16 protein-coding genes and 8 tRNA genes are annotated in these 22,926 nt (G+C 47.9%); 16 read left to right on the top strand and 8 right to left on the bottom strand.

Annotated elements, in window-relative coordinates:
- Nucleotides 1-35: 35 nt before the first annotated feature.
- The 3 genes from FTU55_RS05075 (at nucleotide 36) to FTU55_RS05065 (ending at nucleotide 7,219) form a co-directional block, all read left to right on the top strand.
- Complete coding sequence (locus FTU55_RS05075; protein WP_075167116.1) at nucleotides 36-2,108, top strand: methyl-accepting chemotaxis protein; 2,073 nt, start codon at nucleotides 36-38, stop codon at nucleotides 2,106-2,108.
- A 156-nt stretch (nucleotides 2,109-2,264) separates the two neighbouring features.
- Complete coding sequence (locus FTU55_RS05070; protein WP_180046363.1) at nucleotides 2,265-6,761, top strand: Hpt domain-containing protein; 4,497 nt, start codon at nucleotides 2,265-2,267, stop codon at nucleotides 6,759-6,761.
- Complete coding sequence (locus tag FTU55_RS05065; protein ID WP_180046361.1) at nucleotides 6,758-7,219, top strand: hypothetical protein; 462 nt, start codon at nucleotides 6,758-6,760, stop codon at nucleotides 7,217-7,219. Before FTU55_RS05070 ends, FTU55_RS05065 begins: the two co-directional genes overlap by 4 nt.
- A 70-nt stretch (nucleotides 7,220-7,289) precedes the next feature.
- Here the strand turns inward: FTU55_RS05065 and dapE are convergent, their stop codons facing one another.
- The 3 genes from dapE to FTU55_RS05050 form a co-directional block, all read right to left on the bottom strand.
- Nucleotides 7,290-8,423: a succinyl-diaminopimelate desuccinylase gene (gene dapE / locus FTU55_RS05060; RefSeq protein ID WP_005179534.1), complete on the bottom strand. Its 1,134-nt coding sequence runs from the start codon at nucleotides 8,421-8,423 to the stop codon at nucleotides 7,290-7,292.
- 126 nt (nucleotides 8,424-8,549) lie between these two features.
- The gene (locus tag FTU55_RS05055; RefSeq protein ID WP_005179532.1) at nucleotides 8,550-8,696 is read right to left on the bottom strand and encodes an entericidin A/B family lipoprotein; all 147 of its coding nucleotides are present in this window, start codon (nucleotides 8,694-8,696) and stop codon (nucleotides 8,550-8,552) included.
- Nucleotides 8,697-8,796: 100 nt separating this feature from the next.
- Nucleotides 8,797-9,699 (bottom strand): DUF1853 family protein, encoded by a 903-nt coding sequence (locus FTU55_RS05050; protein ID WP_180046397.1) that lies wholly within the window; start codon nucleotides 9,697-9,699, stop codon nucleotides 8,797-8,799.
- 90 nt (nucleotides 9,700-9,789) lie between these two features.
- Here FTU55_RS05050 and FTU55_RS05045 point away from each other — a divergent pair, with 90 nt between their 5' ends.
- From FTU55_RS05045 to FTU55_RS04995, 11 genes are all read left to right on the top strand, one after another.
- Nucleotides 9,790-10,179 (top strand): YbaN family protein, encoded by a 390-nt coding sequence (locus tag FTU55_RS05045; protein ID WP_075167111.1) that lies wholly within the window; start codon nucleotides 9,790-9,792, stop codon nucleotides 10,177-10,179.
- Nucleotides 10,176-10,706 carry a cell wall-recycling L,D-carboxypeptidase ElsL gene (elsL, locus tag FTU55_RS05040; protein ID WP_005179524.1) on the top strand — a complete coding sequence of 177 codons (531 nt, stop codon included), beginning with the start codon at nucleotides 10,176-10,178 and terminating at the stop codon, nucleotides 10,704-10,706. The genes FTU55_RS05045 and elsL overlap by 4 nt, the downstream gene beginning before the upstream one ends.
- 277 nt (nucleotides 10,707-10,983) lie before the next feature.
- Nucleotides 10,984-11,059 (top strand) — tRNA-Val (locus FTU55_RS05035).
- Between the two features lie 26 nt (nucleotides 11,060-11,085).
- Nucleotides 11,086-11,162 (top strand) — tRNA-Asp (locus FTU55_RS05030).
- Nucleotides 11,163-11,213: 51 nt separating this feature from the next.
- Nucleotides 11,214-11,290 (top strand) — tRNA-Asp (locus FTU55_RS05025).
- A 20-nt stretch (nucleotides 11,291-11,310) separates the two neighbouring features.
- A tRNA-Val gene (locus FTU55_RS05020) sits at nucleotides 11,311-11,386 on the top strand.
- A gap of 15 nt (nucleotides 11,387-11,401) precedes the next feature.
- Nucleotides 11,402-11,478: transfer RNA gene (locus tag FTU55_RS05015), tRNA-Asp, on the top strand.
- Nucleotides 11,479-11,543: 65 nt separating this feature from the next.
- A tRNA-Val gene (locus FTU55_RS05010) sits at nucleotides 11,544-11,619 on the top strand.
- Between the two features lie 51 nt (nucleotides 11,620-11,670).
- A tRNA-Asp gene (locus tag FTU55_RS05005) sits at nucleotides 11,671-11,747 on the top strand.
- Between the two features lie 99 nt (nucleotides 11,748-11,846).
- Nucleotides 11,847-11,922: transfer RNA gene (locus FTU55_RS05000), tRNA-Val, on the top strand.
- A 75-nt stretch (nucleotides 11,923-11,997) separates the two neighbouring features.
- Nucleotides 11,998-12,459: a DUF2750 domain-containing protein gene (locus FTU55_RS04995; RefSeq protein WP_005179520.1), complete on the top strand. Its 462-nt coding sequence runs from the start codon at nucleotides 11,998-12,000 to the stop codon at nucleotides 12,457-12,459.
- A gap of 13 nt (nucleotides 12,460-12,472) precedes the next feature.
- Here FTU55_RS04995 and FTU55_RS04990 read toward each other — a convergent pair whose 3' ends face one another.
- The 4 genes from FTU55_RS04990 to yccS form a co-directional block, all read right to left on the bottom strand.
- Nucleotides 12,473-13,267 (bottom strand): YdcF family protein, encoded by a 795-nt coding sequence (locus tag FTU55_RS04990; RefSeq protein WP_180046359.1) that lies wholly within the window; start codon nucleotides 13,265-13,267, stop codon nucleotides 12,473-12,475.
- Nucleotides 13,268-13,381: 114 nt separating this feature from the next.
- Nucleotides 13,382-15,982, bottom strand: coding sequence for a sulfite reductase flavoprotein subunit alpha (locus FTU55_RS04985; RefSeq protein WP_180046357.1), 2,601 nt, complete (start codon nucleotides 15,980-15,982; stop codon nucleotides 13,382-13,384).
- A 166-nt stretch (nucleotides 15,983-16,148) separates the two neighbouring features.
- On the bottom strand, nucleotides 16,149-16,709 hold the full coding sequence (locus FTU55_RS04980) for a YcxB family protein (protein ID WP_005179510.1): 561 nt from the start codon (nucleotides 16,707-16,709) through the stop codon (nucleotides 16,149-16,151).
- A gap of 84 nt (nucleotides 16,710-16,793) precedes the next feature.
- A complete protein-coding gene (gene yccS / locus FTU55_RS04975) occupies nucleotides 16,794-18,968 on the bottom strand; it encodes a YccS family putative transporter (protein ID WP_180046355.1) in 2,175 nt (724 codons plus the stop codon).
- 135 nt (nucleotides 18,969-19,103) lie between these two features.
- Here yccS and FTU55_RS04970 point away from each other — a divergent pair, with 135 nt between their 5' ends.
- The gene (locus FTU55_RS04970) at nucleotides 19,104-20,327 is read left to right on the top strand and encodes a multidrug effflux MFS transporter (protein ID WP_180046353.1); all 1,224 of its coding nucleotides are present in this window, start codon (nucleotides 19,104-19,106) and stop codon (nucleotides 20,325-20,327) included.
- Nucleotides 20,328-20,420: 93 nt separating this feature from the next.
- Here FTU55_RS04970 and FTU55_RS04965 read toward each other — a convergent pair whose 3' ends face one another.
- Nucleotides 20,421-21,125 carry a nitroreductase gene (locus FTU55_RS04965; protein ID WP_104471189.1) on the bottom strand — a complete coding sequence of 235 codons (705 nt, stop codon included), beginning with the start codon at nucleotides 21,123-21,125 and terminating at the stop codon, nucleotides 20,421-20,423.
- Nucleotides 21,126-21,509: 384 nt separating this feature from the next.
- Between FTU55_RS04965 and FTU55_RS04960 the strand changes: the two genes are divergently transcribed.
- Nucleotides 21,510-22,769: a DcaP family trimeric outer membrane transporter gene (locus FTU55_RS04960; protein ID WP_180046351.1), complete on the top strand. Its 1,260-nt coding sequence runs from the start codon at nucleotides 21,510-21,512 to the stop codon at nucleotides 22,767-22,769.
- The last annotated feature ends 157 nt before the right edge of the window (nucleotides 22,770-22,926 follow it).

Here is a 22,926-nt window from a genome sequence, read left to right as displayed (position 1 = left end):
CGCATATATAAAGGCGAAAATCGGGGAGAAGCTGCATGGGCTTTAAACTTAAAAAGAAAAACTCAGGCGATGGAACCAACCGCAAAAGCGGTTCGGCATCGGTCGCAAAATTACAGACGCAAATTGACCAGTTTGCGCGTGTATTCGGTGATACCAATAAATCAAAGCCACTTATTTTCATTGCCGCAGTTGCGCTGTTGGTCTCGATTATCAGTCTTTTGTCTTTATTCTATAGCGTACCGCGTACCAACCAGTTAACCCAGAGTCTGGGTGAATTGCGTTTGTTATCGCAGACCATTTCACGTCAGGCCACTGAAGCCACTGCTTCAGGCACCAAAGAATCGATCCAGAAGCTGACCCAGTCACAACAAAGCTTTAAAGACAACCTGGAAACGGTAAAAGATATTGGCAGTAACTCGGCCGAGCTGCAAAAAGTCGAAGCCGACTGGGCCAAAGTTTCTCAGAATATTGATGCGATCAGCTCGCAACAGGCCATTATTAGCAAACTGTATGACACCAACATCGCGATCAGTGAAACCATTCCGGGGATTCAGGCTGAATATAACCTGATGGTTGACCAGATGGCACGTCAGGACATGCCAAGTAGCCAGGTGGTTATTGCCAAGAACCAGGTGTTCATTGCAGAACGTATCCTGCGTTCAATCAGCTCGGTATTAACCGGTTCAGAAAACTCGCGTGAATCTGCTGATGACTTCAGTGCCGATACCGAAACATTCGGTGCTTACTTAAATGCCCAGCTGAACGGTAGTGCAGAGCTCGGTGTACAGCGTATTGCGGACCCAGGCCTACGTGAAGCTTTAGAAGGCATCCAGTTTGAATATGATGACGTTTTAAAATCTGCATCGGCAACGGTATTAAATAACTCGGCGCAGATTGTACGTGTACGTCAGGCTGCATCGGACATTTTCAGTCAGTCAGATGAGCTGTTAAACCAGTTAAACAAATTATCTAGCGGTGCAGGCCCGGCAGTCATTATTCCGGCCGTACTGTTAATTGCCAGCTTATTGGTCTTTCTGGTACTGGTATTCAAATTACTGGCGTTACGTGGTCAATCCGATAAACAACGTGTAACCCGTCTGCAAGACGAATATGACCGTAACCAGAACGCGATTTTACGTTTACTGGATGAAATTGCCGACCTGGCAGATGGTGACTTACGTTCATACGCGACCGTATCGGAAGACTTTACCGGTGCGATTGCCGACTCGATTAACTTCGCAATTGACCAGTTACGTGACCTGGTATCGCGTATTCATGAAACTTCTCACGAAGTAGCGCGTTATACCGCCAATACCCAGGAAATTACCAACCAGTTGGCCGAAGCATCTGAACACCAAGCGCAGGAAATTGCCGGTGCATCTGCTGCGATTAACGAAATGGCGATGTCGATTGACCAGGTATCTGCCAACGCCGAAGAATCTGCAGCGGTTGCGGAACGTTCAGTACAAATTGCATCGAATGGTGCGGAAGTCGTAAACCGTTCAATTCAGGGTATGGATATCATTCGTGAGCAGATTCAGGAAACCTCGAAACGTATTAAACGTCTGGGTGAATCTTCGCAGGAAATTGGTAACATCGTTGCCCTGATTAACGATATTGCCGACCAGACTAACATTCTGGCTTTAAACGCAGCAATTCAGGCGTCGATGGCCGGTGAAGCAGGTCGTGGTTTCGCAGTCGTAGCCGACGAAGTACAGCGTCTTGCGGAACGTTCAGCATCTGCAACCAAGCAGATTGAAACGCTGGTTAAAACCATTCAGACCGATACCAACGAAGCGGTAATTTCGATGGAACAAACCACCTCTGAGGTTGTTCGTGGTGCGAACTTGACCAAGGATGCCGGTGTGGCACTGGATGAAATTCAGACGGTATCGAATAACCTGGCGAAACTGATTGCCAACATTTCTGACGCTGCGAAGCTGCAGTCGGCTTCGGCGGGTCATATTGCGACCACGATGAACGTCGTACAGGAAATTACGTCGCAAACCACGACGGCCACCTTTGATACGGCACGTTCGGTTTCTGAACTGGCCAGCATGGCAGAATCATTACGTGAATCTGTAACCGACTTTAAACTTCCGGACTAAGGAAGCCACAGAGAGCTTCTTTCGGGAAGCTCTCTGTTTTAAACAGATCAAGCCAAGCATCGATAAGATCAGCTTAACTTCAGGGTTAGGTTATACGTGATGGTTACAATTAAGTTTGAGTGCCGCTGGGCGCTGAAAACATAAGAAGCCTTAGCTATGAAAGAAATATTAAAAAATTTAGTTGAAACGACTGCGCTTCCTGAAGATAGTTATCTTGATCAAGATGCAGAAATTCTAGAAATTTTTGTTGAAGAAATTGAAGAAATCTTCGTTGAGCTAAAAGACCTGTTGGCTCAATGGGCCACGCAGCCTAACGATCAGGAAACGCTAACCACCATTCGCCGTCATTTTCATACCTTAAAAGGTTCGGGACGTATGGTTGGGGCCAAGTCGGCAGGGGAGCTGGCCTGGACGGTTGAAGATACCTTAAACCGGGTCATTTCCGGTAGTTTGACCCTGTCAGCGCAGGTGCAGCAGTTTGCAACCGCGGTGGCGAACGTCTTTGAATACAAACTTTATCCAAGCTTTAAACATGCCCAGCCGATGGCACTGGATCTGCGTCCATTGGTGCTGTTAGGACAACAATTACAACAAAATTTAAGTCCTGAACCGGCCTTAGAAGAACTTCTACAACTGGCGAGCAGCTTAACATCCAGCGACAGTATTACTGGTCTGGAGTTTGATACAGCAAGCACTGATGAGCAGGTTGCTGTAGATGCCGAGCTGGCTGTGGCTGATAGTGTTGAAGAAGATCCGCTAGCAGCTGAAACACTGGCCATCTTTATTGAAGAAGCAGAAGAACACCTGTTAACAGTGGATCGCTTCCTGGCACATGATGAGCTGAAAACCCAAGATTACAATGGCCTGATTCGTGCCCTGCATACCTTGCGCGGCAGTTCATCCATGGCACACATCGAGCAGATTTTTGATGCCAGCTCCAAGGTCGAAAACCTGTTCAAGACCCTGTTACAGGATGAAATTGAATCGACCTCCAAAGAAACCGCACTGTTATTGCAATATGCTGAATTTGTGCGGGATTATCTGCATCTGTTGCCGCAGAATGACAGTGCCGGCATGGACCGGATTTATCAGACTTTCAATACTGCATGGCAGAACTATGGCTTTAGCCTGGAAGATGTTGATGAATCAGTGAATCCGCAAGGTCTGGTATCCAAGCTGATTGAACTGAATATTGATCAGTTGCTCGATGCTGAGTTCGAATTTGACCAGCGCGCGCAGGCTGAATATCCGGAATATATCCAGACCCTGAGCCATCAGGCGAAGCTGCTGGTAGAGCGTACCGATAACCGCGCCTCTCAGGGTATTCATGATTTTACCCAGGAATTACAACTGGCCTATGCGGCCTTGCTGGATAAGCCAAGCTTGCTGCATAGCGATTATGCCTTTGAATTATTTGGACAGGCGCATCAGGAATTTATCCATCTGTTTGATACCCTGGCTGCCGGGCAACGTGTCAGCTTAAGCGAAGATGCTCAGCAGATCATCAATAACCTGAGTGCCTTTGTACAGCAGGATATTGAAGCGCTAAGCCCAGAAACTGATACCACAGAAGCTGTAACCGAAACGGCTGAAGCCGGTGCAGGGCTGAATCTGGCCGTATTGTCACAGCGTCTGGAAGCTGACCGTCAATACATGGACAGCGCTGAAGCCAACAAGGACTTTGATCCAGACCTGCTGGACATTTTCCTGGAAGAAGCCGAAGAGTTACTCGCGGGTATTGACCAGGATGTTAACAGCTGGAGCCAAGACTCGAGCAATACTGCTGCACTGAACAATCTGATGCGCCATCTGCACACCTTAAAAGGTGGTGCCAACATGATTGCAGCCAGCCATATCGGTCTGATTGCGCACCATTTAGAAACTATTTATGAGCGCATCATTAACCGTCAGATGAGCGCATCGACCGCATTGATTCAGATTATCCGTTTGGTTCAGGACAATATTGCGGACCGTATCCAGACCATCCGTGAACAGCAAGTCGATTATCCGGCGCAGGAATCACTGGCGATTCTGGAAAATATTAGCGAACTGGCCCAAGGTCAACTGGTTGAAGCTGAATCACTGGCAGTGGCAGCTGAAGCAACCTCTAGCGCAGATGTACAACAGTCTGATGCAGCTGCACTTGAGTTTGAGCTGGAACAGCCAACACCTGCAGAAACAGCCTATGCTGCGCCTGAAGATGAGCAGCAGCCAGATATTAGCAGCGAACCGGTACTGGAAGATGCGCCGACCCTGGCTGAGCAGAGCATCCCTACAGACGCGGTATCTACTACTGAAAATGACGGTGAAGACAATCTGCATTCGATTGTGGAAGAAACCTTCCTGGAAGAAGCCGAGGAACTGCTCGACACCACAGAAAGCCTGTTAAAGCAGTGGTTTGACCATCGTAGTGACCGAAGTATTTTGCTGCAGTTACAACGTGCTGCGCACAGCCTGAAAGGCGGCGCGCGTATGGCCGAAATCGAGCCGGTGGCCGTGATTGCTTATCAGCTGGAAAATACCTTTGAACAGTTTGCGGTGCATCAGTTTAATTCCAATGCCTATGATGCCTTGCTCAACACCACTGTGGTCTGGTTAAAAGAAGCCATCTTCCAGCGCGATTACAGCAATTTTGATAGCCTGAAAGCCAGCCTGGAGTCGATTGAATACGTCAATGCGACGGCGCAGCTGCCAGAACGCTTCAATACCGCCGATCTGCTGGCGCCAAGCAAAACCTTCGAATTTGTGCAGGGTGATGGTGCCGAGCCGCCATCCATGCAGGGCGAATGGAGCGAAACCGCACAGCTGGATAACAGCAATGAGATGATCCGTATTTCGGCTGATCTGGTTGAGAAGATGATTGACCTGTCGGGTGAAAACGCGATTAACCGCTCGCGAATCGAGATGGAGCTGGGTCAGCTGGGCGGTACCCTGAATGAAATGGAACTGGCGATTAAACGTCTGGCCGATCAGTTACGCCGAATGGAAGGCGAGCTGGAAAGCCAGATTATTGCCAAACATGGTGATGAACATTCACGCTATACCGACTTCGACCCGCTGGAGATGGACCAGTACTCCTCCTTGAACCAGCTGTCAAAATCGTTGGCGGAATCGGCGTCGGACTTGGTGGACTTTAAGACCACGCTGGCGGACAAGATTCGTGATGCCGAAGGTCTGTTACTGCAACAGTCGCGGATTCAGGCAGAAATTCAGGAAAGCCTGATGCGTACCCGTCTGGTACCGTTCTCGCGCATGTTGCCACGTTTACAGCGGATTGTGCGTCAGACTTCATCGACCTTAAACCGTCCTGCCGAGCTGGTGGTACACAATACCGAAGGCGAGCTGGACCGGACCATTCTGGAACGCCTGATTTCACCATTTGAACACATGTTGCGTAATGCGGTGGACCATGGCCTGGAAGATGCCGCTGTACGTAAACAGGCAGCGAAGCCGGAAGTGGGCCAGATTGAGCTGAACATTGGCCGTCAGGGCACTGATGTACTGATTAGCTTTACCGATGATGGTAAGGGGATTGATGAAACCAAAATTCACGCCAAAGCCCTGAGCCTTGGCCTGATTCAGCCAGAGCAGCAGCTGGACAAGAAAGAAATCCTGCAGCTGATTTTCCATCCGGGCTTTAGTACCGCACAAGCCGTGACCCAAATTTCGGGTCGTGGCGTCGGTCTGGACGTGGTGCAAAGCGAAATTAAAGCGCTGGGCGGCCATGTTGAGGTCGATTCTGAACTCGGTAAAGGCACTACTTTCAGTATTCGCGTACCGACCACAGTGGCGGTATCCGATGCCTTGATGGTAAAAGTTGGCGATCAGCAGTTCGCAATTCCATTGGCGCAAATTGACCGTATTGTACGAATTTCACCTTCTGCGCTGGAAAGTTACTTCAGCAGCAAAGATGACTACTTCAAGATTGATCAGCAAAACTATAAGTTGCGCTATCTGTCCGAGTTTGTTGCCAATCAGCCATTGCCGCGTTTAAGCAATATCGCACATTCATTGCCGGTGCTGCTGATTAAAGGCAATACTGGTCAGACCATTGCCTTACTGGTCGATCAGCTGATTGGTTCGCGTGGCCAGATTGTGATGAAACCGATTGGGCAGCAGTTCTCCAGCGTGGGCTCGATTGCCGGCGCGACCATTCTTGGTGATGGTCAGGTCTGTCTGATTCTGGATGGTCAGAATATTGCCCGTCAGATTCAGGCAACCCAGCGCATCAAGCATGTGATGGAGCCGCGTGAAGTACAGCGTCGTGATACCCGTCGTCTGGTGATGATTGTGGATGACTCGGTGACCGTACGTAAGGTCACGTCACGTCTGCTCGAACGTCAGGGCTTTGATGTGGTCACGGCCAAAGACGGTGTCGATGCGATTGAGCAGCTGGAAAATGTTAAACCGGATCTGATGCTGCTGGATATTGAAATGCCGCGTATGGACGGTTTTGAGGTGACCAACCTGGTACGCCACCATGACATCCATCGTGACTTGCCAATTATCATGATTACCTCGCGTACCGGTGAAAAACACCGCGAACGTGCCTTTAGCTTGGGGGTAACGCACTATATGGGTAAACCGTTCCAGGAAGCAGAATTGCTTGCCAATATTGAAAACATTTTGCATAGCAGTGAGGCTAAAGCATGAGTCAAAGCAACAGCACCAGCAAAATCGACCAGATTAGCCAGCAGGAACTGCAACATCTGATTACCGTTTCGACCGGTTTTATTGATGCCTATATTGTGGAATGTCATGATCAGGAAGATATGCTGATTCCACAGAATATTGTCCTGTCGGCGCTGGACAGTTCTACCGCGGTCGATCATGTCGAGTGGCATGATCTAAAACTGCCGGTATATCGTGTTACCCATCCAGAGCAAAATCAGGGCGTTGCCTTGGTGATTGAAGGCGATGAAATTGACCAGCGTTTTGCCCTGATGTGCAATGCCATGCCAAAAACCATCCGTCTGCGTATTTCGGAAGTGGTTGATGATGAGCGTGAAGGCCAGCATCCGGCGGTATTCCAGTATGTGCGTATGGGTGAGCGGGTATTCCATGTCCCGAATCTGGTGTATATTCAGGCCAGTCTGGGTTTGAATAGCTAATTTAACAGTCAGCAACAGCTACAAAAAAAAGGAACTCCGCGGAGTTCCTTTTTTATACAACAGCAAGAAATTAAGTCAGTAAACCTTCAAGAATCTGCTCATAAATTTCAGCCAGTGGTTCTAAATCATCAATATTCACGTGTTCATTGATCTGGTGAATGGTCGCGTTCAGCACACCGAGTTCCAGCACTTGTGCACCGGTTGGCGCGATAAAGCGGCCATCTGATGTTCCGCCCGAAGTAGACAGTTCAGTCTCAACACCAGTCACATTGCGAATCGCATTTTTGGCGGCATTGACCAGTTCACCGACTGGGGTCAGGAATGGTAAACCGGACAGTGTCCATTGAATGTCATAGTTCAGTTGATGACGGTCCAGAATTTCCAGTACCCGGGCTTTGAGCTGCTCAGCAGTCACTTCAGTCGAGTAACGGAAGTTAAAGGTCACGGTCATGGTGCCCGGTACCACGTTGGTTGCACCGGTACCGGCCTGAATATTCGACACCTGGAAAGAGGTGGCCGGGAAGTATTCGTTGCCATTGTCCCAAACAGTTTCGCACAGTTCAGCCAGCGCTTTAGAGGCAGTATGAATCGGGTTAATTGCCAGATGTGGATAAGCCACATGGCCCTGTTTGCCTTTCACGGTTAATACCGCATTTAATGAACCGCGACGGCCATTTTTGACAATATCACCCAGACGATGGGTACTTGATGGTTCACCGACCAGACACCAGTCCATTTTTTCATTGCGTGCTTCTAAGGTTTCAACCACTTTCACGGTACCGTTAATGGATGGGCCTTCTTCATCTGAGGTAATTAAGAACGCAATTGAGCCTTTATGATCTGGATGTTTGGCCACAAAGCGTTCTGAAGCCACCACCATGGCTGCCAATGCCGTTTTCATATCGGCACTACCGCGGCCATAGAGCTTGCCATCACGAATTTCTGGAGCAAACGGGTCAGAATGCCAGGCATCTAAACTACCGGTAGGGACCACATCGGTATGACCGGCAAAACAGAACACCGGGCCTTCTGTGCCTTTACGCGCCCAAAGATTATCGACATCTTCAAAACGCATTGATTCAATATTAAAGCCAATCTTTTTTAAGCGTTCCGCCATGATGTCTTGGCAGTTATGATCAACAGGTGTTACGGAAGGTTGACGTAATAACTGTAAGCTGAGCTCGAGCGTATCTGAGTGGTTCATGGCTTTGGAATCATGCAAAAAATTTGCCCCTATAATAGGGGAATCATGCCGAGAAGGGGAGTTTTTAATATAAAAAAACCTTATCAGGAGATAAGGTTTTTGCCGGGAATTTGCATTGAAATTTGATTATTGACGGATTTCGTCCTGAGTTTTTTCAGCCGTATTACTTACCGCATTACCTGCTGACGAGACATCTTCACCTAGACCTTTTACTGTATTACAACCAGTCAGAACAAACATCATTAGTAATGAAGTCGCTAGAATTTTTTTCATCATCATCTCCGTATCATTAAGCATAAATTATTCTGATGTGAAAATTAGAGTAAGAAATATACAGCCAAAAAAATATAGTGCTTTGATTGTGGTTGAGTAATTAAATGTTGTTCAAAGATAGGCTTTTAGTCCAATAGTGCTGATAACACGCATCCATCAGCACCGGGTTGCGATACATATAAAATGCAGACTGGTCCTGATTCAGATATAAGCCATTGCTCCAGAATGCGTTGGCTGAACTGCTTGGGTAGGCATGTGGGCAAATCCATTCGTGCCGTTGCAGCCGGTAAAAATCCTGATGATTGTGTGGCAAATGCTGGCCCCAGGTGCCAATTCTGCGCTCGGGATTGACCCAGTCGGGAAGAGCCTGTGCAGTAACATGTTCAGGCAGATACAGCTGGCCTTTTAATACGGCAAAGCGCTGCTGAATGGTATGACCTTGGGCCTGCTGAAACTGAAACTGCTTTTGGGTAAAGTGGGTTAACTTGCGCAATAAGGTGTCGCTGCGGTTCAGCCCATACCAGTAGGGTAGGCTCAAATCACGTTCGGCCAGATAATATTTGAGTGCTACTTCCCAATGTTCAACTTGCTGGTGGTTATGGTTTAGCAGCAGAAAATCGAGTTCGCCCGTGGTGCGTGGTCCATCAATTATCTGAATACTATGCCCGAGCAATTCATAAGGATGATAGTCACGCTCGGTCAGCCAGAACCAGAGCAGCATTTCAAACCGCAGCCCTAGCCGGGTACTTTTGAGCTGGCTTAAAAAATCTTCCAGTGCAGCCGGATGCTGGTCTAAATGCTTCAGCCGGCTTTGATAATGATCAAAGTGCTGCAACCAGCAATCTGTAGGATGAAAATCAAAGCCATAACGCTGCTCCAGTGCTGGTGGCAGCTGCTGTAAAATGTTGGGACTGGCCACGCTAAAGGCCAGTTGCCGCACCAGCGGATTGCGGAAATTTAACCAGGGTTCAGCAGAAATATCAGTAAAGGTGTTAGGCGACATCAGTAAATTCATGGTTAAACAGCAGAATTACAACGAAGAAAAGTTTAAAAACGCTTTATACTAGCGCAATTCGACGGGTAGGGTTGCGGTATGAGAGTATTGTTTTGGCGAAGTTTGGTGGTGATTTTTGTCATCCTCGGCTTCATTGGTGCAGTGTTGCCCGGTATGCCAACAACAGTCTTTCTGATTTTAGCGGCCTGGGCTGCATCCAAAGGCTGGCCGCAAATGGATGCCTGGTTGTTGAACCATCCCAAATATGGCCAGACCTTAAGAGACTGGCGTGCCAATGGCACCGTACCGCGTAAAGCCAAATGGTTTGCCACCATCATGATGCTGATCAGTGCCTGCATCATGTTATTTACCACGGCTCCGCTGGCAGTCAAAATTTTTACCAACCTGACCATGTTTGTGGTGGCAATCTGGTTATGGCTACGCCCTGAACCTGTTGTTGTCACTCCACCAAAGGTAAAGCAAGAATGATCTACCCTCTACATGCTGCGGATATTCTGGTTGATTTATCTGAGCAGACCTTATATCTACCAAAACACAATAAACTGTATGTGGTGTCTACCGGTGAAAAGGGCATTGGTGAAGCAGAAAATAGTGGCAAAACCCCACGTGGCTGGCATCAGGTGGCCCTCAAGTTTGGTGCAGATGCGCCGGAAAATACCGTGTTTATTGCCCGTCAGCCAACGGGTGAAATTTATGATGATGAGCTGGCCGAACAGTTTCCTGAACGTGACTGGATTTTGTCCCGTATTTTATGGCTATCAGGGCTGGAGGATGGTTTTAACCAGGGCGCTGGCTGTGACACCTTTAAACGTTATATTTATTTGCATGGCACGCCAGATACTGAACCGATGGGTATTCCCAAATCACATGGCTGTATCCGGATGCGCAATCGCGACATTATCGAGCTGTTCGAGCTGATTCCAGAACAGGCATTGGTGTATCTGTCTGAAGAGCGGCTGGATTTTAGTCCCTTGGCCATTGAACCCCAGCCATAAGACTTAAGCCTGAATTTTACTGGCATTTTTCACAGGGAAAAAATAAAAATGTGCAGGCGAGCAGGGGGGTAATTGCAAGAAATTTCTTCTATTCCCTAGTGGGCTAAAAATAAAATTTTTTGAATAAAGTCAAATAACATACAGAATTTGTTTGTTTTTCTAGCGAATCACTTATTTTTTAATCACTCAGTCATAAAAAAGTGAAAACTGGCAGAAAAGCGTTTGACAGGCGGTAAAGATTCTCTATAATGCACCTCACAAACGATGAAGACGTTAAGGGCGCTTAGCTCAGTTGGTAGAGCGTCTGCCTTACAAGCAGAATGTCGGCGGTTCGATCCCGTCAGCGCCCACCAAGCCTTTACGTTAAAGATTCTTACGTGCAGCGGTAGTTCAGTTGGTTAGAATACCGGCCTGTCACGCCGGGGGTCGCGGGTTCGAGCCCCGTCCGCTGCGCCACTTAAGCTTCTTTAATATTCGTTTGAACCACAATAGTGACTTTGTGTAAGTGCAGCGGTAGTTCAGTTGGTTAGAATACCGGCCTGTCACGCCGGGGGTCGCGGGTTCGAGCCCCGTCCGCTGCGCCATTTACATAAAACGCTTTTGAGGGCGCTTAGCTCAGTTGGTAGAGCGTCTGCCTTACAAGCAGAATGTCGGCGGTTCGATCCCGTCAGCGCCCACCATGATTCTTTTGCGATGCAGCGGTAGTTCAGTTGGTTAGAATACCGGCCTGTCACGCCGGGGGTCGCGGGTTCGAGCCCCGTCCGCTGCGCCATCTCAAAGAATAGCCCTATAAGTTTCCTGAGCTTATAGTGGAATCAAGATTGACAATCTTAATCAGGGCGCTTAGCTCAGTTGGTAGAGCGTCTGCCTTACAAGCAGAATGTCGGCGGTTCGATCCCGTCAGCGCCCACCATATTCAAGCTGTAAAGCTTAAAAGACCTTAATTGCTTACGCAATTACCGTTGCAGCGGTAGTTCAGTTGGTTAGAATACCGGCCTGTCACGCCGGGGGTCGCGGGTTCGAGCCCCGTCCGCTGCGCCATTTTTCATGCCCTGATGTGAAAAATGTGATCAATTACCAAGACTACACACTTCGTTGGTCTTGCGTCGTAAAAAATAATATATTATTTTTTACTCTTCAGGGCGCTTAGCTCAGTTGGTAGAGCGTCTGCCTTACAAGCAGAATGTCGGCGGTTCGATCCCGTCAGCGCCCACCATATCTTTCTTGCCTAAATCTTAAATATTCCATAGAATCCCAGCATTATAAAACAATAAAATGGACTGGATGATCTATGCGCAATCCATATCAACGCAAGGCCGCGTCTAAATCTCAAACTTCAAGCTATAACGTTCAAGATATTTACAAACAGTTTATTGAAATCATGGTCAGCCAGGGACAAGTGTTTGCGCTGTATCATGATGGCTGGGCCTTATGTGCCACACCCACCGGACAGCGTGCTTTTGCGGTCTGGCAAAATAAAAGTCTGGCCAAACTGCTGGTCAAAGACAACTGGGAAAATTACGATATTCAGGAAGTCAGCTTTAAAGATTTTATTGAAAAAGTCCTGCCATTTTTAAGACAGGAAAGCACACTGGTGTCAATGAATCTTAGTCCCGAAGGGCAGAATGTACTGGTGGCACCGGAAAAGCTGCTGCTGGATATTAAAAACTATCTTTACCAGATTTATCTGCAAAAACCTGAAGTCTATAAAAACCTGCAACTGCCTTCGCCACGTTCCATTCGCCTTAATTAATCTTTATTGGGTATTAATATTCATTGAGCAGCCAGCCGCTTATATAAGCAAAATATTCGCGTAACCAGGAGTTATAGCGAATATAGAGCGGCGTGGGTGCGCTATAGGATAAGGGCTGCTGATAGCCCTGTTTGCGGGCAATGGCCAGCGCACGCGGTAAATGAAAATCACTGGTGACCACGGCAATCGGATCACTGAGCTGAATGTCGTGCTGTGCCAGCAAGGCCTTGGAATTGTGGAAATTCAGAGCGGTACTGGTGCTGCGTGCTTCCAACAGAATTCGTGTTTTCGGAAGATGATGTTGCTCTGTTAAATAGTGCGCCATCACTTCGGCTTCGGTCCACTGATTCCCAAAAGCGGCGCCACCACTGACGATAATGGGAATCTGCGGCAGCTGCTTGGCCAACACTGCCCCGGCATCCAGGCGTTTGGCCAAGGTTGGCGTTGGCTGGTTGTGCTGGATTCCCCCGCCTAAAATCAGAATCGCCTGCGTATTCGGATTGGGCTGGCTATGCAGGCTTTGCCAGTGTAAGTAGCCAAAGAACAGTACCACACTGAGTAGCCAGACCCAGAAAGTACCCCATACTAAACGCCAGCCTTGTTGATAGATCGGGCGCTGTCGAATCCAGCGCTGTAGCGGAACATAACACAAGGCATAAATGAACAGTGCTGCACCGAGCAGCATCGGCAGCAGGGTACCAAAGTGAAAGCTGTTCAGGCTGAGCAACCACAGACCATTGGCCAGCAGTAGAACTGCAGCCATCAGGCTCAGAAGACGTTTCAGTGGGGCGTGGCTGTGACTCTGCATGGCGGAATAATCATAAATAGCGTGATGTATCTGCAGATTATAAAAGATCAAGATGAAAAAACCGGACATCAAGTCCGGTTTTTTCAATTTTAGTTTTCAGCAAGTTAGCAAAACTTAGTAGACATCACGGCGGTAACGGCCTTCACTGCGTAACTGATCCACCATAGCTTCACCAAGCAGTTCAATCAGGGTCTGGTCAACATCGCTGGCCATGCCATCAATACTGCCGCAGACATAAATCACGGCACCTTGCTCAATCCAGCGTTGCAGTTCTTCGGCCTGTTCACGCAATTTATGGTGTACATAAACTTTCTGTTCCTGATCACGCGAGAAGGCCACGTCCAGACGCTGCAACATGCCGGTGCTTTGCCATGCAGACACAATATTTTCATAGAAAAAGTCATGTGCGCGCTGACGTTCACCGAAAATCAGCCAGTTCTGGGTATAGTCATGACGGATGCGCGCCTGTAACAGACTCATCAGTCCGGCAATACCAGTCCCGTTACCAATACAGATGATTGGACGGTTGTCATCAATCAGGTGGAACGACTCATTGGTGCGAATGCGCAGGGCAATACTGCTCTGTAGCGGCGCATGTTGGGTGAGCCAGCCCGAACCAAGACCCAGTTGACCTTGGGCATCGGATTGCTGACGGACCACCAGACGCAGAATCTGCTGCGATGGAATGCTGGCAATTGAGTATTCACGTGCAGGCAGAGTCGGTAACTGTTCCAGTAACTGTTCCAGATTGGCAAACGGCTCGACTTCAATGGTCAGGTCTTTGTCCCAGAGCGCCTGTTCAATCGGTTCACCGGTCGAATCTAGCAGGGTACCCGGCTGAATCTGATGCTGTTGTATAAAGGCTGCCAGACGCTCAGGACTGTTCCCTGGCTGGATTTCGGCAATATCACCGGCTTCCCAGTGTGCTTCGTGTTGCGGCGCCAGCTCGATATTATAGGCTGGTGCACCCAGACTGTTCGGATTGAGCAGATCACGCTGTTTCAGAATCCAGCTGTCAAAGGTCTTGTGAATGTCCATGCCTTGCAATTCAAGCTGGGTGGCTTGAGCTAGTGCTGTATTCCAGCGTTGGATATCTTCATTGCTGGCATTGTCCACTTCAATGGTGGCAAACAGAGGCTGCGCCTGATTGCGTTGTAACCACTGATCAATTTTATGACCAAAGCTGCAGTAGCTGTCCGGATATTCCTTGGAGCCCAGCGCCAGTACCGCATAACGCAGATGCTGTAAATTGGCCGAGCTGCTCAGGATTTTCTTGTCAAAGCTGGAGGCTAAATCAGGTGCTTCACCGGTACCATAGGTACTGGCTACAAACAGCACCTGTTCTACCGATTGCAGATCTTCCAGACTCAATTGCTGTACCGGTTTCACGGTCACTGGTTGACGCGCTTCCTGCAAACTGGTCGCAGTACGCCAGGCCAGCTGTTCCGCCACGCCGGTTTGGGTGGCATAGGCAATCAGCCACGGTTTGGCATTTGGATCAACCGTGACGGCGCTTGCGCTATTCCGTGCTGCCTGGGTCAGTTTCTTCTGCTTGCGACGTTTCAGATACAGCATCCAGCCGGTGACAAAGAACAGCGGCATCAGCAGGGAAGCGACCATGGCAAAGAACTGGTACACCGGACCAAAGAAGCTGCCACGGTGAACCGGTAACATGCTGCTCATGATTTTTTCATTGAGCTTTTTATCTTCATACAGGCTGATGTCGGTGAGGCTGGCCGTCTGATAGTTATAGGTTGCACTATTGCGGGCACGTTCATGCTGCGGTACTGCATCGACAAAGTTCAGGCTGACTTCACCATTGGCCTGTTTGGGCAGGTTCAGGGTCATGGTTGAGTAGTCGCGTCCCAGTTGTGCCTGTACGCCAGTCCAGGTCTGGTTTAATACATCCTGCATTTGCAGCGAATCCAGTCCTTCCGCACGCTCACCACGACCTTCACGCGCAGCACCTTCGCCACGTTCACGGCCTTGCGGCGCATCACGCTGACCTTGCGGCGCGGCATTGGCCTGCATTTGCGGTTGTGGACGCTCTACGCCCAGCACCTTGAACATGCCATTACGCCACCAGTCATAGGACCAGTACAGACCGGTACAGGCTAGAATCAGGTAGAAAATCACCACCCAGGTGCCGACAACGGCGTGTAAATCCCAGATAAAGTTACGGCCTTTAAGTTTCGGCTTCACAAAGAACCACTGTTTTACCGAATGCTTTTTCGGCCAGCGTAGATACAGACCACTCAAGACAAAGAAAATCAGCATCAAGGCACAGGCGCCGGTAATCTGCTTGCCGACCGGGCCAACGGTCAGGTTACGGTGTAACTGCTGGATAAACTGGAAAAATTCACGGCCTTTAATCTCGGGTAACACTTCTGCGCTGTAGGGGTTAATCAGCACATTCTGGCCGCGACGTGCGCCTTCTTTGGCAATATTGACACTCGAAGATGCTGCCGGATCGGAGGCGATAGTAATGCTATTAATTTTGGTTTCAGGTTGAGTCAGCTGAAAATGCTGATAGATTTCCGCCGGGGTGAGCTTGGCCCGGTTTTCGACCTGCACGGTATAACTGTCCGGATTCATCCATTTTAGAATTTGTTGTTCATAGGAATAAATCGCACCGGTAACACCCATCAGTGCGAGAATCAGGCCTGCACTAATTCCAAGGAACCAGTGCAGCTGGAAAAATATTTTTTTAAGCATAGCAATACAGCAGCAGTGTGAAGAGAACAATGGGCGAAATTATAACTGAAGAATAGCGAGATGGAATAGAGTTTGAATATAATATTTATTATCATTATCATTTAGGTTGGTGCAAACCGGATAAAAAAACCTCCAGCAGGGTGGAGGTTTTTTTGAACGTACAGGCTTAAAGCTGTTTTGGCTCACCTACAGATTCAAGCAGGTGCTTACGAATGGTTTTAAAGGAAAAGTTTTTAGAATCCAGACGTTTCGGCAAGATATAAGCGCCTTGCTGACCTTTGACGGTAAAGTTCACCAGAATGAAATCCGGGGTAGAATACCATTCATAAATGTCTTTCCAGCTAATCGCGCCCATGCCTTCTTGTAGACCCATTTGCTGACGCATGATGATGCCGTGCGGTTGCACGCCTAGACGGATGCCTTTAATTTCCTGTACCGGAAATTCGTTCATTTTACGTTTGGCATACCATTCCAGACCGAATTTACGGATCAGGAAGTACAGCACCACACAGACCAGAGCCACCCAGCAGAAAATGGTGGAATAGTTCTTGATCAGGATAATCCCCAGAATAGACAGGGCCGTAATAATGCCCATGATCGCCCAGGCTTTGGTGCCAATTTTGTTGGTGCTACGCCAAATTAAAAGCTGGGCATGACGCTGCTCGGCTTCGCTAATGTCGTAGTTCACAGGCTGTAAAGTATAAGCGTATAAATTTTTCGCGGTCATAGTGGAACTAACAAATTTCAAACTCAGAAAAGTTTAGCATTAATTACAGCATTTCAGGAGTCTATTGTTGCAAAATCATCCGAATTATAACGAGGCCAGTTCGGTGGCATCCTGATCACGGTCATGGCTTAAACTCTGTTTCAGCTGACTCAGTTGATGCAGGATGGTCAGCATCAGTGATAACTGCTGCAAAATAATCAGTCCCTGTTGATCTTCCTGATGATTTTGACTTAAACGCTGCCGGATGGTATGCAGCATATTTTGCGAAGACAGATCCGGTACTTCATCGTTCAGCAAGGCACCGCGAATATCTTCCAGCGCTTTGTCCAGCAGGGTTAAGATTTCCGGATCTTCAATTTTTTCCCGGTGTGCGCCCAGCGCGGCAATATAGCTGATAAAGGTATGATTCAGGCACAGCAATTTAAAAGCCTGGGCTTTTTGCGAGGCATCAAAATCCGGCTCAGTGGCCAGGGTAGAAATGAGCGAGGCCAGTTCGGCATCGGTATTATGCGCTGCACGGCGTACCACGCGATAGGTCAGGCCGTTATTGCGCCCGGTTTTGTATTGCTCGACCACTTCGGTCAGATAATCACACTGCGCATTTAAGGCACGGCGAATGGTGCGCGGCAAACGGCGGAATTTCCAGTCCGGGAAAATAAAACTGACGCCAAACCAGGCCAGTGCGCAGCCAATTAAAGTATCAATCATACGCGGCAGGGCGGCGGCAAAGCCCATGCCATCGAGGTTAAAGTTAATCAGCGCCAGAATGGTAATAAAGGCGGTGGCTTGGGCATACTGCTTACTGCGTAATTCAAAGAACAGAATTCCGCTGACTACCAGCAGCAACAGCTGACCTTCGACCGACGGAATAAAATATAAGATGCTATAACCGACCAGAATCCCGACCAGGGTGCCGACAATCCGCAGGCGTAAGCGGCGTTTGGTGGCGTTAAAGTTGGGTTGGGTCACAAACAGTGCGGTCAGTAAAATCCAGTAGCCGTATTCAATATTGGTGACCTGGACAAAAATATAGCCAATCAGCAGCACCGCCGATAATCGAATGGCATGCCGGAACAGCACCGATTCCGGAGTTAAATGCTGCTTGATGCGGATGACCATATCATCCCAGCCTTTCAGGTCATCATCTTTAAGCTGGTTTTCAATATGTTTGGTTTTATCCAGCTTGATATAACGCTCGGTTTCCAGGTTGCGTAACTGCGCGTCAATAGATTTAAGGTTCTGATACAGGGCAAACAGGGCATTGACCCAGACCTGATCATACTGCTGTTCGCTACGTAGCTTTTGCAGCGAGTGTTTCAGGTTTTCAAAGGCATGTTTAAAGCGTTTGCTGTGAATATAAGGTTCACGCTTCAGGATACTTTCGCTTAAATCTTTACAGGCTTTGCCCTGAATCGCCAGAATACGCTGGAAACGGAACAGGATGTCGCTGTGCTCAAAAATTTTGGCCAGTTTCTGATAGTCAATATGCGCGGAGTCGGCACGTTCATGAATATCCTGGGCAATAAAATAATACTGCAGGCTGCGGCGGGTGTCTTTCTGGCCGCGGTCACCTTTTAAGCGGGTCAGTAGCGCGGTTTTCAGTTCATTAAACAGGCCAATCAGCTTGCCATTTTCCATTGACAGGTCAATCAGGCTTTGCTGATAACTACCGGGTGTCATATCGACATCAAACAGGTTGGATTTGGCAAACAGAAAATCGCCTAACGAGGCATAGCTTTGCGAAAGTTTGTCTTGTAGCTGCCGTACCGGAAACAGTAAAAAACTGATGGTGGAAATCAGGCCGTACCAGACTGCACCGGCCACCAGCAAGGCTGGCTGGGTGTACCAGTCTTCAAACAGGTCCACGCCGAGCATGGCATAAACCGAAATCACCAGACAGCCATAGGCAATGGTGGCATAACGCCGGCCCAGAGAACCGAGCAGAATCAGGCCAATACAGGAGATAATCAGGCCAATGGCAAACAGCACCGGATGTGGAAACAGCAGCTGAATGGAGGCGGCGGTAATAAAAAAGCCGATATAGGTATAAGTCTGGTTCAGGATTCTTAAAGAGAAGCGGTCATCAATATCGCTTAAACCGGCTGCGACCACGCCCAAGGTTAGCGGAATGGTGGCCAGCTGATAGCCGAGCAGATAAGGAACAAAGGCGGTGCCGGCAAAGGCGATCATCATCCGGATGTTATAGATAAAGGCCGTGTTGTAGGCAATGTGTTTGAGACGTGTGAGCCAGGATTTCAAGACTGTTCCTTAAACGAAGCCAGATGCTATGCAGCGGGCAGCAATTATGTGAAACTTCACTTTCAGTACCCTGAAATAATACTATGGACTGTGTACCTTGTCTTTAAATCAGTCATTTAAAAAAGAAATATGAATATGTCCGATTCCCATGCCAGTGCAAGCCCGCAGCAGCAGTATCCATCTTCCTGGATTTTACTGCTGGCATTGCTGACCTCGCTTGGTCCGCTGTCGATTGATATGTATCTGCCGGCCTTGCCCCAAATGGCAGATGATTTTGGGGTCAGCACACAAATGGTGGCCAATAGTCTACCGGCTTATTTTCTGGGCCTGGCGATTGGACAGTTAATTTATGGCCCTTTAAGTGACCGGATTGGCCGTAAAACCCCACTGTATTTTGGTTTGGGACTGTATTTTCTGGCCAGCCTGCTCTGTGTTTATGCCCAGGATGAATGGAGCCTGATTGCTGCGCGGGTGTTACAGGCCTTAGGGGGCTGTGTCGGGGTGGTGATTGCCCGTGCGGCAATTCGTGACCGGCTGGATATGCAGGCTTCCGCGCAGGCTTTTTCCAGCATGATGATTGTGACCGCAATTGCGCCCATTATTGCGCCGGGTCTGGGGGCGATTGTGCTGAGCTTTTTTGACTGGCAGGCGATTTTTGTCTGTCTGGCCATCATGAGTTTAGTCTGCTGGTTATGTGTTCATTTTTTCTTTCAGGAAACCTTGCCGCCAGAGCGCCGTCTGAAATTGAATTTCTATCAGGTGCTGACCCTCTATCTGGCGATTTTTAAGGACCGCAGTTTTTATTTACCGATGATTGCCGGCTGTTTTACCGGCGGGGCGATGTTCTGTTATATCAGCAGTTCTGCCGCTGTTCTGATGGATGGTTATGGCCTGAACCAGCAGCAGTTTTCGATTGCTTTTGGTGCCAATGCGGTCGGTATTATGCTGGCCTCGACCTTAAACAAGCATTTGGCAACCAGCAGCTCTTTAATGACCCGTTTAAAAATAGGCGGTACGGTGCAGGGCACTGGCGCGCTAATTCTGGTCATCGCCGGGCTGATGAGCCATGCGCCGATTGTTGTGGTTTTTGCCGGGCTGTTTTTAGCTGTGGCCGGAATTGGTTTTACTGGCCCCAATGCCATGGCGTTGGCGATGTCGGAGCAGGGTGCCCGTGCCGGTACAGCTAGCGCGATTATGGGCAGTATGCAATTTAGCTGCGGTTTAATTGGCGGCTTAATGTTGAATGTACTGATCTGGGATGCTTTATTAAATATGGGCAGTGTGATGCTGCTGTTTATTCTGATTGGGGTGATTGCGATGTACATTATGCATCGGGAGCGGAAATTAAAAACCGCCTAAACCCGATTCATCTTTACAAATAAAAAGAAGAAACCCGGGTGGTTTCTTCTTCGCTCTTTAAGCTGTTGCAGCGTGAGGGCCAGAGCTAAAAAATTATTCTACAAACACGGCAAATTCTTCGACCGGTACGCGCGGGGTAATAAAGCTATTTACAATATGCTCTGGATCGGCATAACCCAGGGCCATACCACAGACCAGTTCTTCATCGGCCGGGGCGTTTAAGACCTCCAGTACAATGCGATGAAAGCTATTCCAGGCTGCTTGTGGACAGGTGTCCAGCCCGCGTGCCTTGGCGGCAATCATCACGTTTTGCATCATCATGGAAAGATCCATTTTTGAACCAATTTCCAGGTCACGGTGTAGGGTAAAAAACAGGCCTACCGGTGCATCAAACAGCTGAAAATTACGCAGATGCTGCGCGGCCATCTTCTGCTTTTCACCTTTTTCAATATTGAGTAGGCCATACAGTCCCCAGCCATTTTCACGGCGCCGCTCAATAAAAGGCGAGAACCATTGTTCCGGATAATAGGAAAAGGTGGCCTGATAATCGGCCGCACGTTCAGGATGCAAATACAGTTCAGTTTGTGCCTGACAGACCCGATCAATGAGTTCCTGACGCTTTTGACCGGTCACTACATACACCTTCCACGGCTGAATATTGGTGCCAGAAGGTGCGCGGCTGGCCACGCTTAGAATATCTTTAATCATTTGCGGATCGACCGGCCGATCTAAAAAGGCGCGCACTGAATGACGCGAGCTAATGGCCTGATCGACCAGTTGTACTTGTCCTTTATCCATGAAAAATCCCTTAAAATGTTTATGTTCTAATCAACTGTTGCTATATACAATAGTCTAATATTTAACCGGGTGGGTAACTTTTGCTTTTCGATAAAACTATGATAATTCGATATTTTTACAAACGAGAATTAGAAAAATTGATCAGTCCTTTATCCTTATACGTTAGAAGTGATTTTAATAAAATAAATTAATTGTTAGATTGAAAGCATAAAACGATTACAGTTTTGTGTAATTCTTTATCGATAAGACTTTTAATTAGTTGATAAATAGCAAAAGTGTGATGATTAAATGACATTTAAATTAGGGATGCTTGCCATCTGAGTCAGTATTTAAAATGTCTTAAAAGAGCACGGATGCGCATTATTTTTTACTCTGGAGAAACCCATGGATCGTAAAATCCAAACTTCACTTATCACAAAAACATTAGCGGTCGCAATTACAGCAGCAATGGCGTCTACGGTACAGGCGGCAAGCACTGAACAACAACAAATTCAAGAATTACGCCAGGAAGTACAAGCACTCAAAGCTTTAATTCAACAGCAGCAACAGGTTCAGCAACAGCAACAAGTCCAGATTCAGCAAGTGCAGGCGCAACCGGCACCTGCAGCAAAATCGGCTTCACCATTTTCCTTAAAGTCGAAGGGCGGTGCTGAAGTCAATCTGTACGGTTTTGTGCGTGGTGATGCCAACTATATTGTTGAAGGTGCAGACAATGACTTCAACTCGGTACATACCAGCACAGGTGCTGCTAAAGACAAATTACGTGCAACCCCAAAAACTACACGTTTAGGTCTCGATTTCTCTTCACCAGTAGGTGACCGTAAAGTGGGCGGTAAAATTGAAGTTGACTTTGCTGGAACCAACGATGCATTACGTATCCGTCATGCATACTTAACGCTGGACAACTGGTTATTGGGTCAAACCACCTCTAACTTCCTGTCAAATCATGCACCAGAAATGATTGACTTTGGTACCAACGTCGGCGGCGGTATTACCCGTATTCCACAAGTGCGTTATAGCCACAAACTGGCACCGGCGACTCAATTGTTGGTTTCTGCTGAAGAAGGGAATAGCTCTGCTACTGGTAGTGATGTGACTTATCGTGTACCAACGGTAACAGCTAAATTGACTCAAGGCTTTGCTGAAGGTAAAGGTGCCGCATCAGCACGTGCATTGGTTGAACACTATAAGGCTGAATCAGGTGATGACAAAACAGGTTGGGGTGTAGCTGCAGGTGCATATTATCAGGTTGCAGAACCACTAAAAGTATCGGCTGATGTTTCTTATGTTCAAGGCAACAGCAATTATCTATACGGTGCGAATACTGCATTTGTAGAAGGTGCTAATGGTGATATTGAACAAAATGAATTTACTGCTTTCCAGGTCGGTGCAACCTATAAGTTTGCGCCAAACCTGCGTTCAACACTCGGTTATGGTGCTATTTTTGCAGATGATGGCACAGACTACGCAGCCTTAAATGAAGATGCAAATAAAGAAGTGTATCAAGCATGGTTAAACTTCATTTATTCGCCAGTAAAACCAGTTGATTTGGGTATTGAATATATCAACGGTGAGCGTGAAACCTTTGCAGGTGAAACGTTTAAAGACAACCGTTTTGGTTTAATGGCACGTTATAACTTCTAAGTGCTGAACCAAAAAAGAGGTGGCTTGCCACCATTGCTGTCCCACAATTTTTCACAAGAGGAAGCTCATTTGAGCTTCCTCTTGTTTTATGGGTATTTTATCGGGTGAAAATAAAGCTTTTAAAGTTCTTCTTTCAAACAAATTCACTTGAATTATT

Source organism: Acinetobacter sp. YH12117, from assembly GCF_013418865.1.
GTDB lineage: Bacteria > Pseudomonadota > Gammaproteobacteria > Pseudomonadales > Moraxellaceae > Acinetobacter > Acinetobacter indicus.
Note: the sequence above shows the minus strand (reverse complement) of the source record. Positions and strands in the feature narration are given on the sequence as shown.

Bases quoted from the DNA above. Each gene is read 5' to 3' on its own strand.
- dapE (WP_005179534.1), bottom strand. From the start codon at position 8,423: ATGAACCACTCAGATACGCTCGAGCTCAGCTTACAGTTATTACGTCAA.
- FTU55_RS04960 (WP_180046351.1), top strand. From the start codon at position 21,510: ATGGATCGTAAAATCCAAACTTCACTTATCACAAAAACATTAGCGGTC.
- FTU55_RS04985 (WP_180046357.1), bottom strand. From the start codon at position 15,982: ATGCTTAAAAAAATATTTTTCCAGCTGCACTGGTTCCTTGGAATTAGT.
- FTU55_RS05075 (WP_075167116.1), top strand. From the start codon at position 36: ATGGGCTTTAAACTTAAAAAGAAAAACTCAGGCGATGGAACCAACCGC.
- FTU55_RS04970 (WP_180046353.1), top strand. From the start codon at position 19,104: ATGTCCGATTCCCATGCCAGTGCAAGCCCGCAGCAGCAGTATCCATCT.
- elsL (WP_005179524.1), top strand. From the start codon at position 10,176: ATGATCTACCCTCTACATGCTGCGGATATTCTGGTTGATTTATCTGAG.
- FTU55_RS04980 (WP_005179510.1), bottom strand. From the start codon at position 16,709: ATGACCGCGAAAAATTTATACGCTTATACTTTACAGCCTGTGAACTAC.
- FTU55_RS05070 (WP_180046363.1), top strand. From the start codon at position 2,265: ATGAAAGAAATATTAAAAAATTTAGTTGAAACGACTGCGCTTCCTGAA.
- FTU55_RS05045 (WP_075167111.1), top strand. From the start codon at position 9,790: ATGAGAGTATTGTTTTGGCGAAGTTTGGTGGTGATTTTTGTCATCCTC.
- FTU55_RS04995 (WP_005179520.1), top strand. From the start codon at position 11,998: ATGCGCAATCCATATCAACGCAAGGCCGCGTCTAAATCTCAAACTTCA.
- FTU55_RS05055 (WP_005179532.1), bottom strand. From the start codon at position 8,696: ATGAAAAAAATTCTAGCGACTTCATTACTAATGATGTTTGTTCTGACT.
- FTU55_RS05065 (WP_180046361.1), top strand. From the start codon at position 6,758: ATGAGTCAAAGCAACAGCACCAGCAAAATCGACCAGATTAGCCAGCAG.
- FTU55_RS04965 (WP_104471189.1), bottom strand. From the start codon at position 21,125: ATGGATAAAGGACAAGTACAACTGGTCGATCAGGCCATTAGCTCGCGT.
- FTU55_RS04990 (WP_180046359.1), bottom strand. From the start codon at position 13,267: ATGCAGAGTCACAGCCACGCCCCACTGAAACGTCTTCTGAGCCTGATG.
- FTU55_RS05050 (WP_180046397.1), bottom strand. From the start codon at position 9,699: ATGTCGCCTAACACCTTTACTGATATTTCTGCTGAACCCTGGTTAAAT.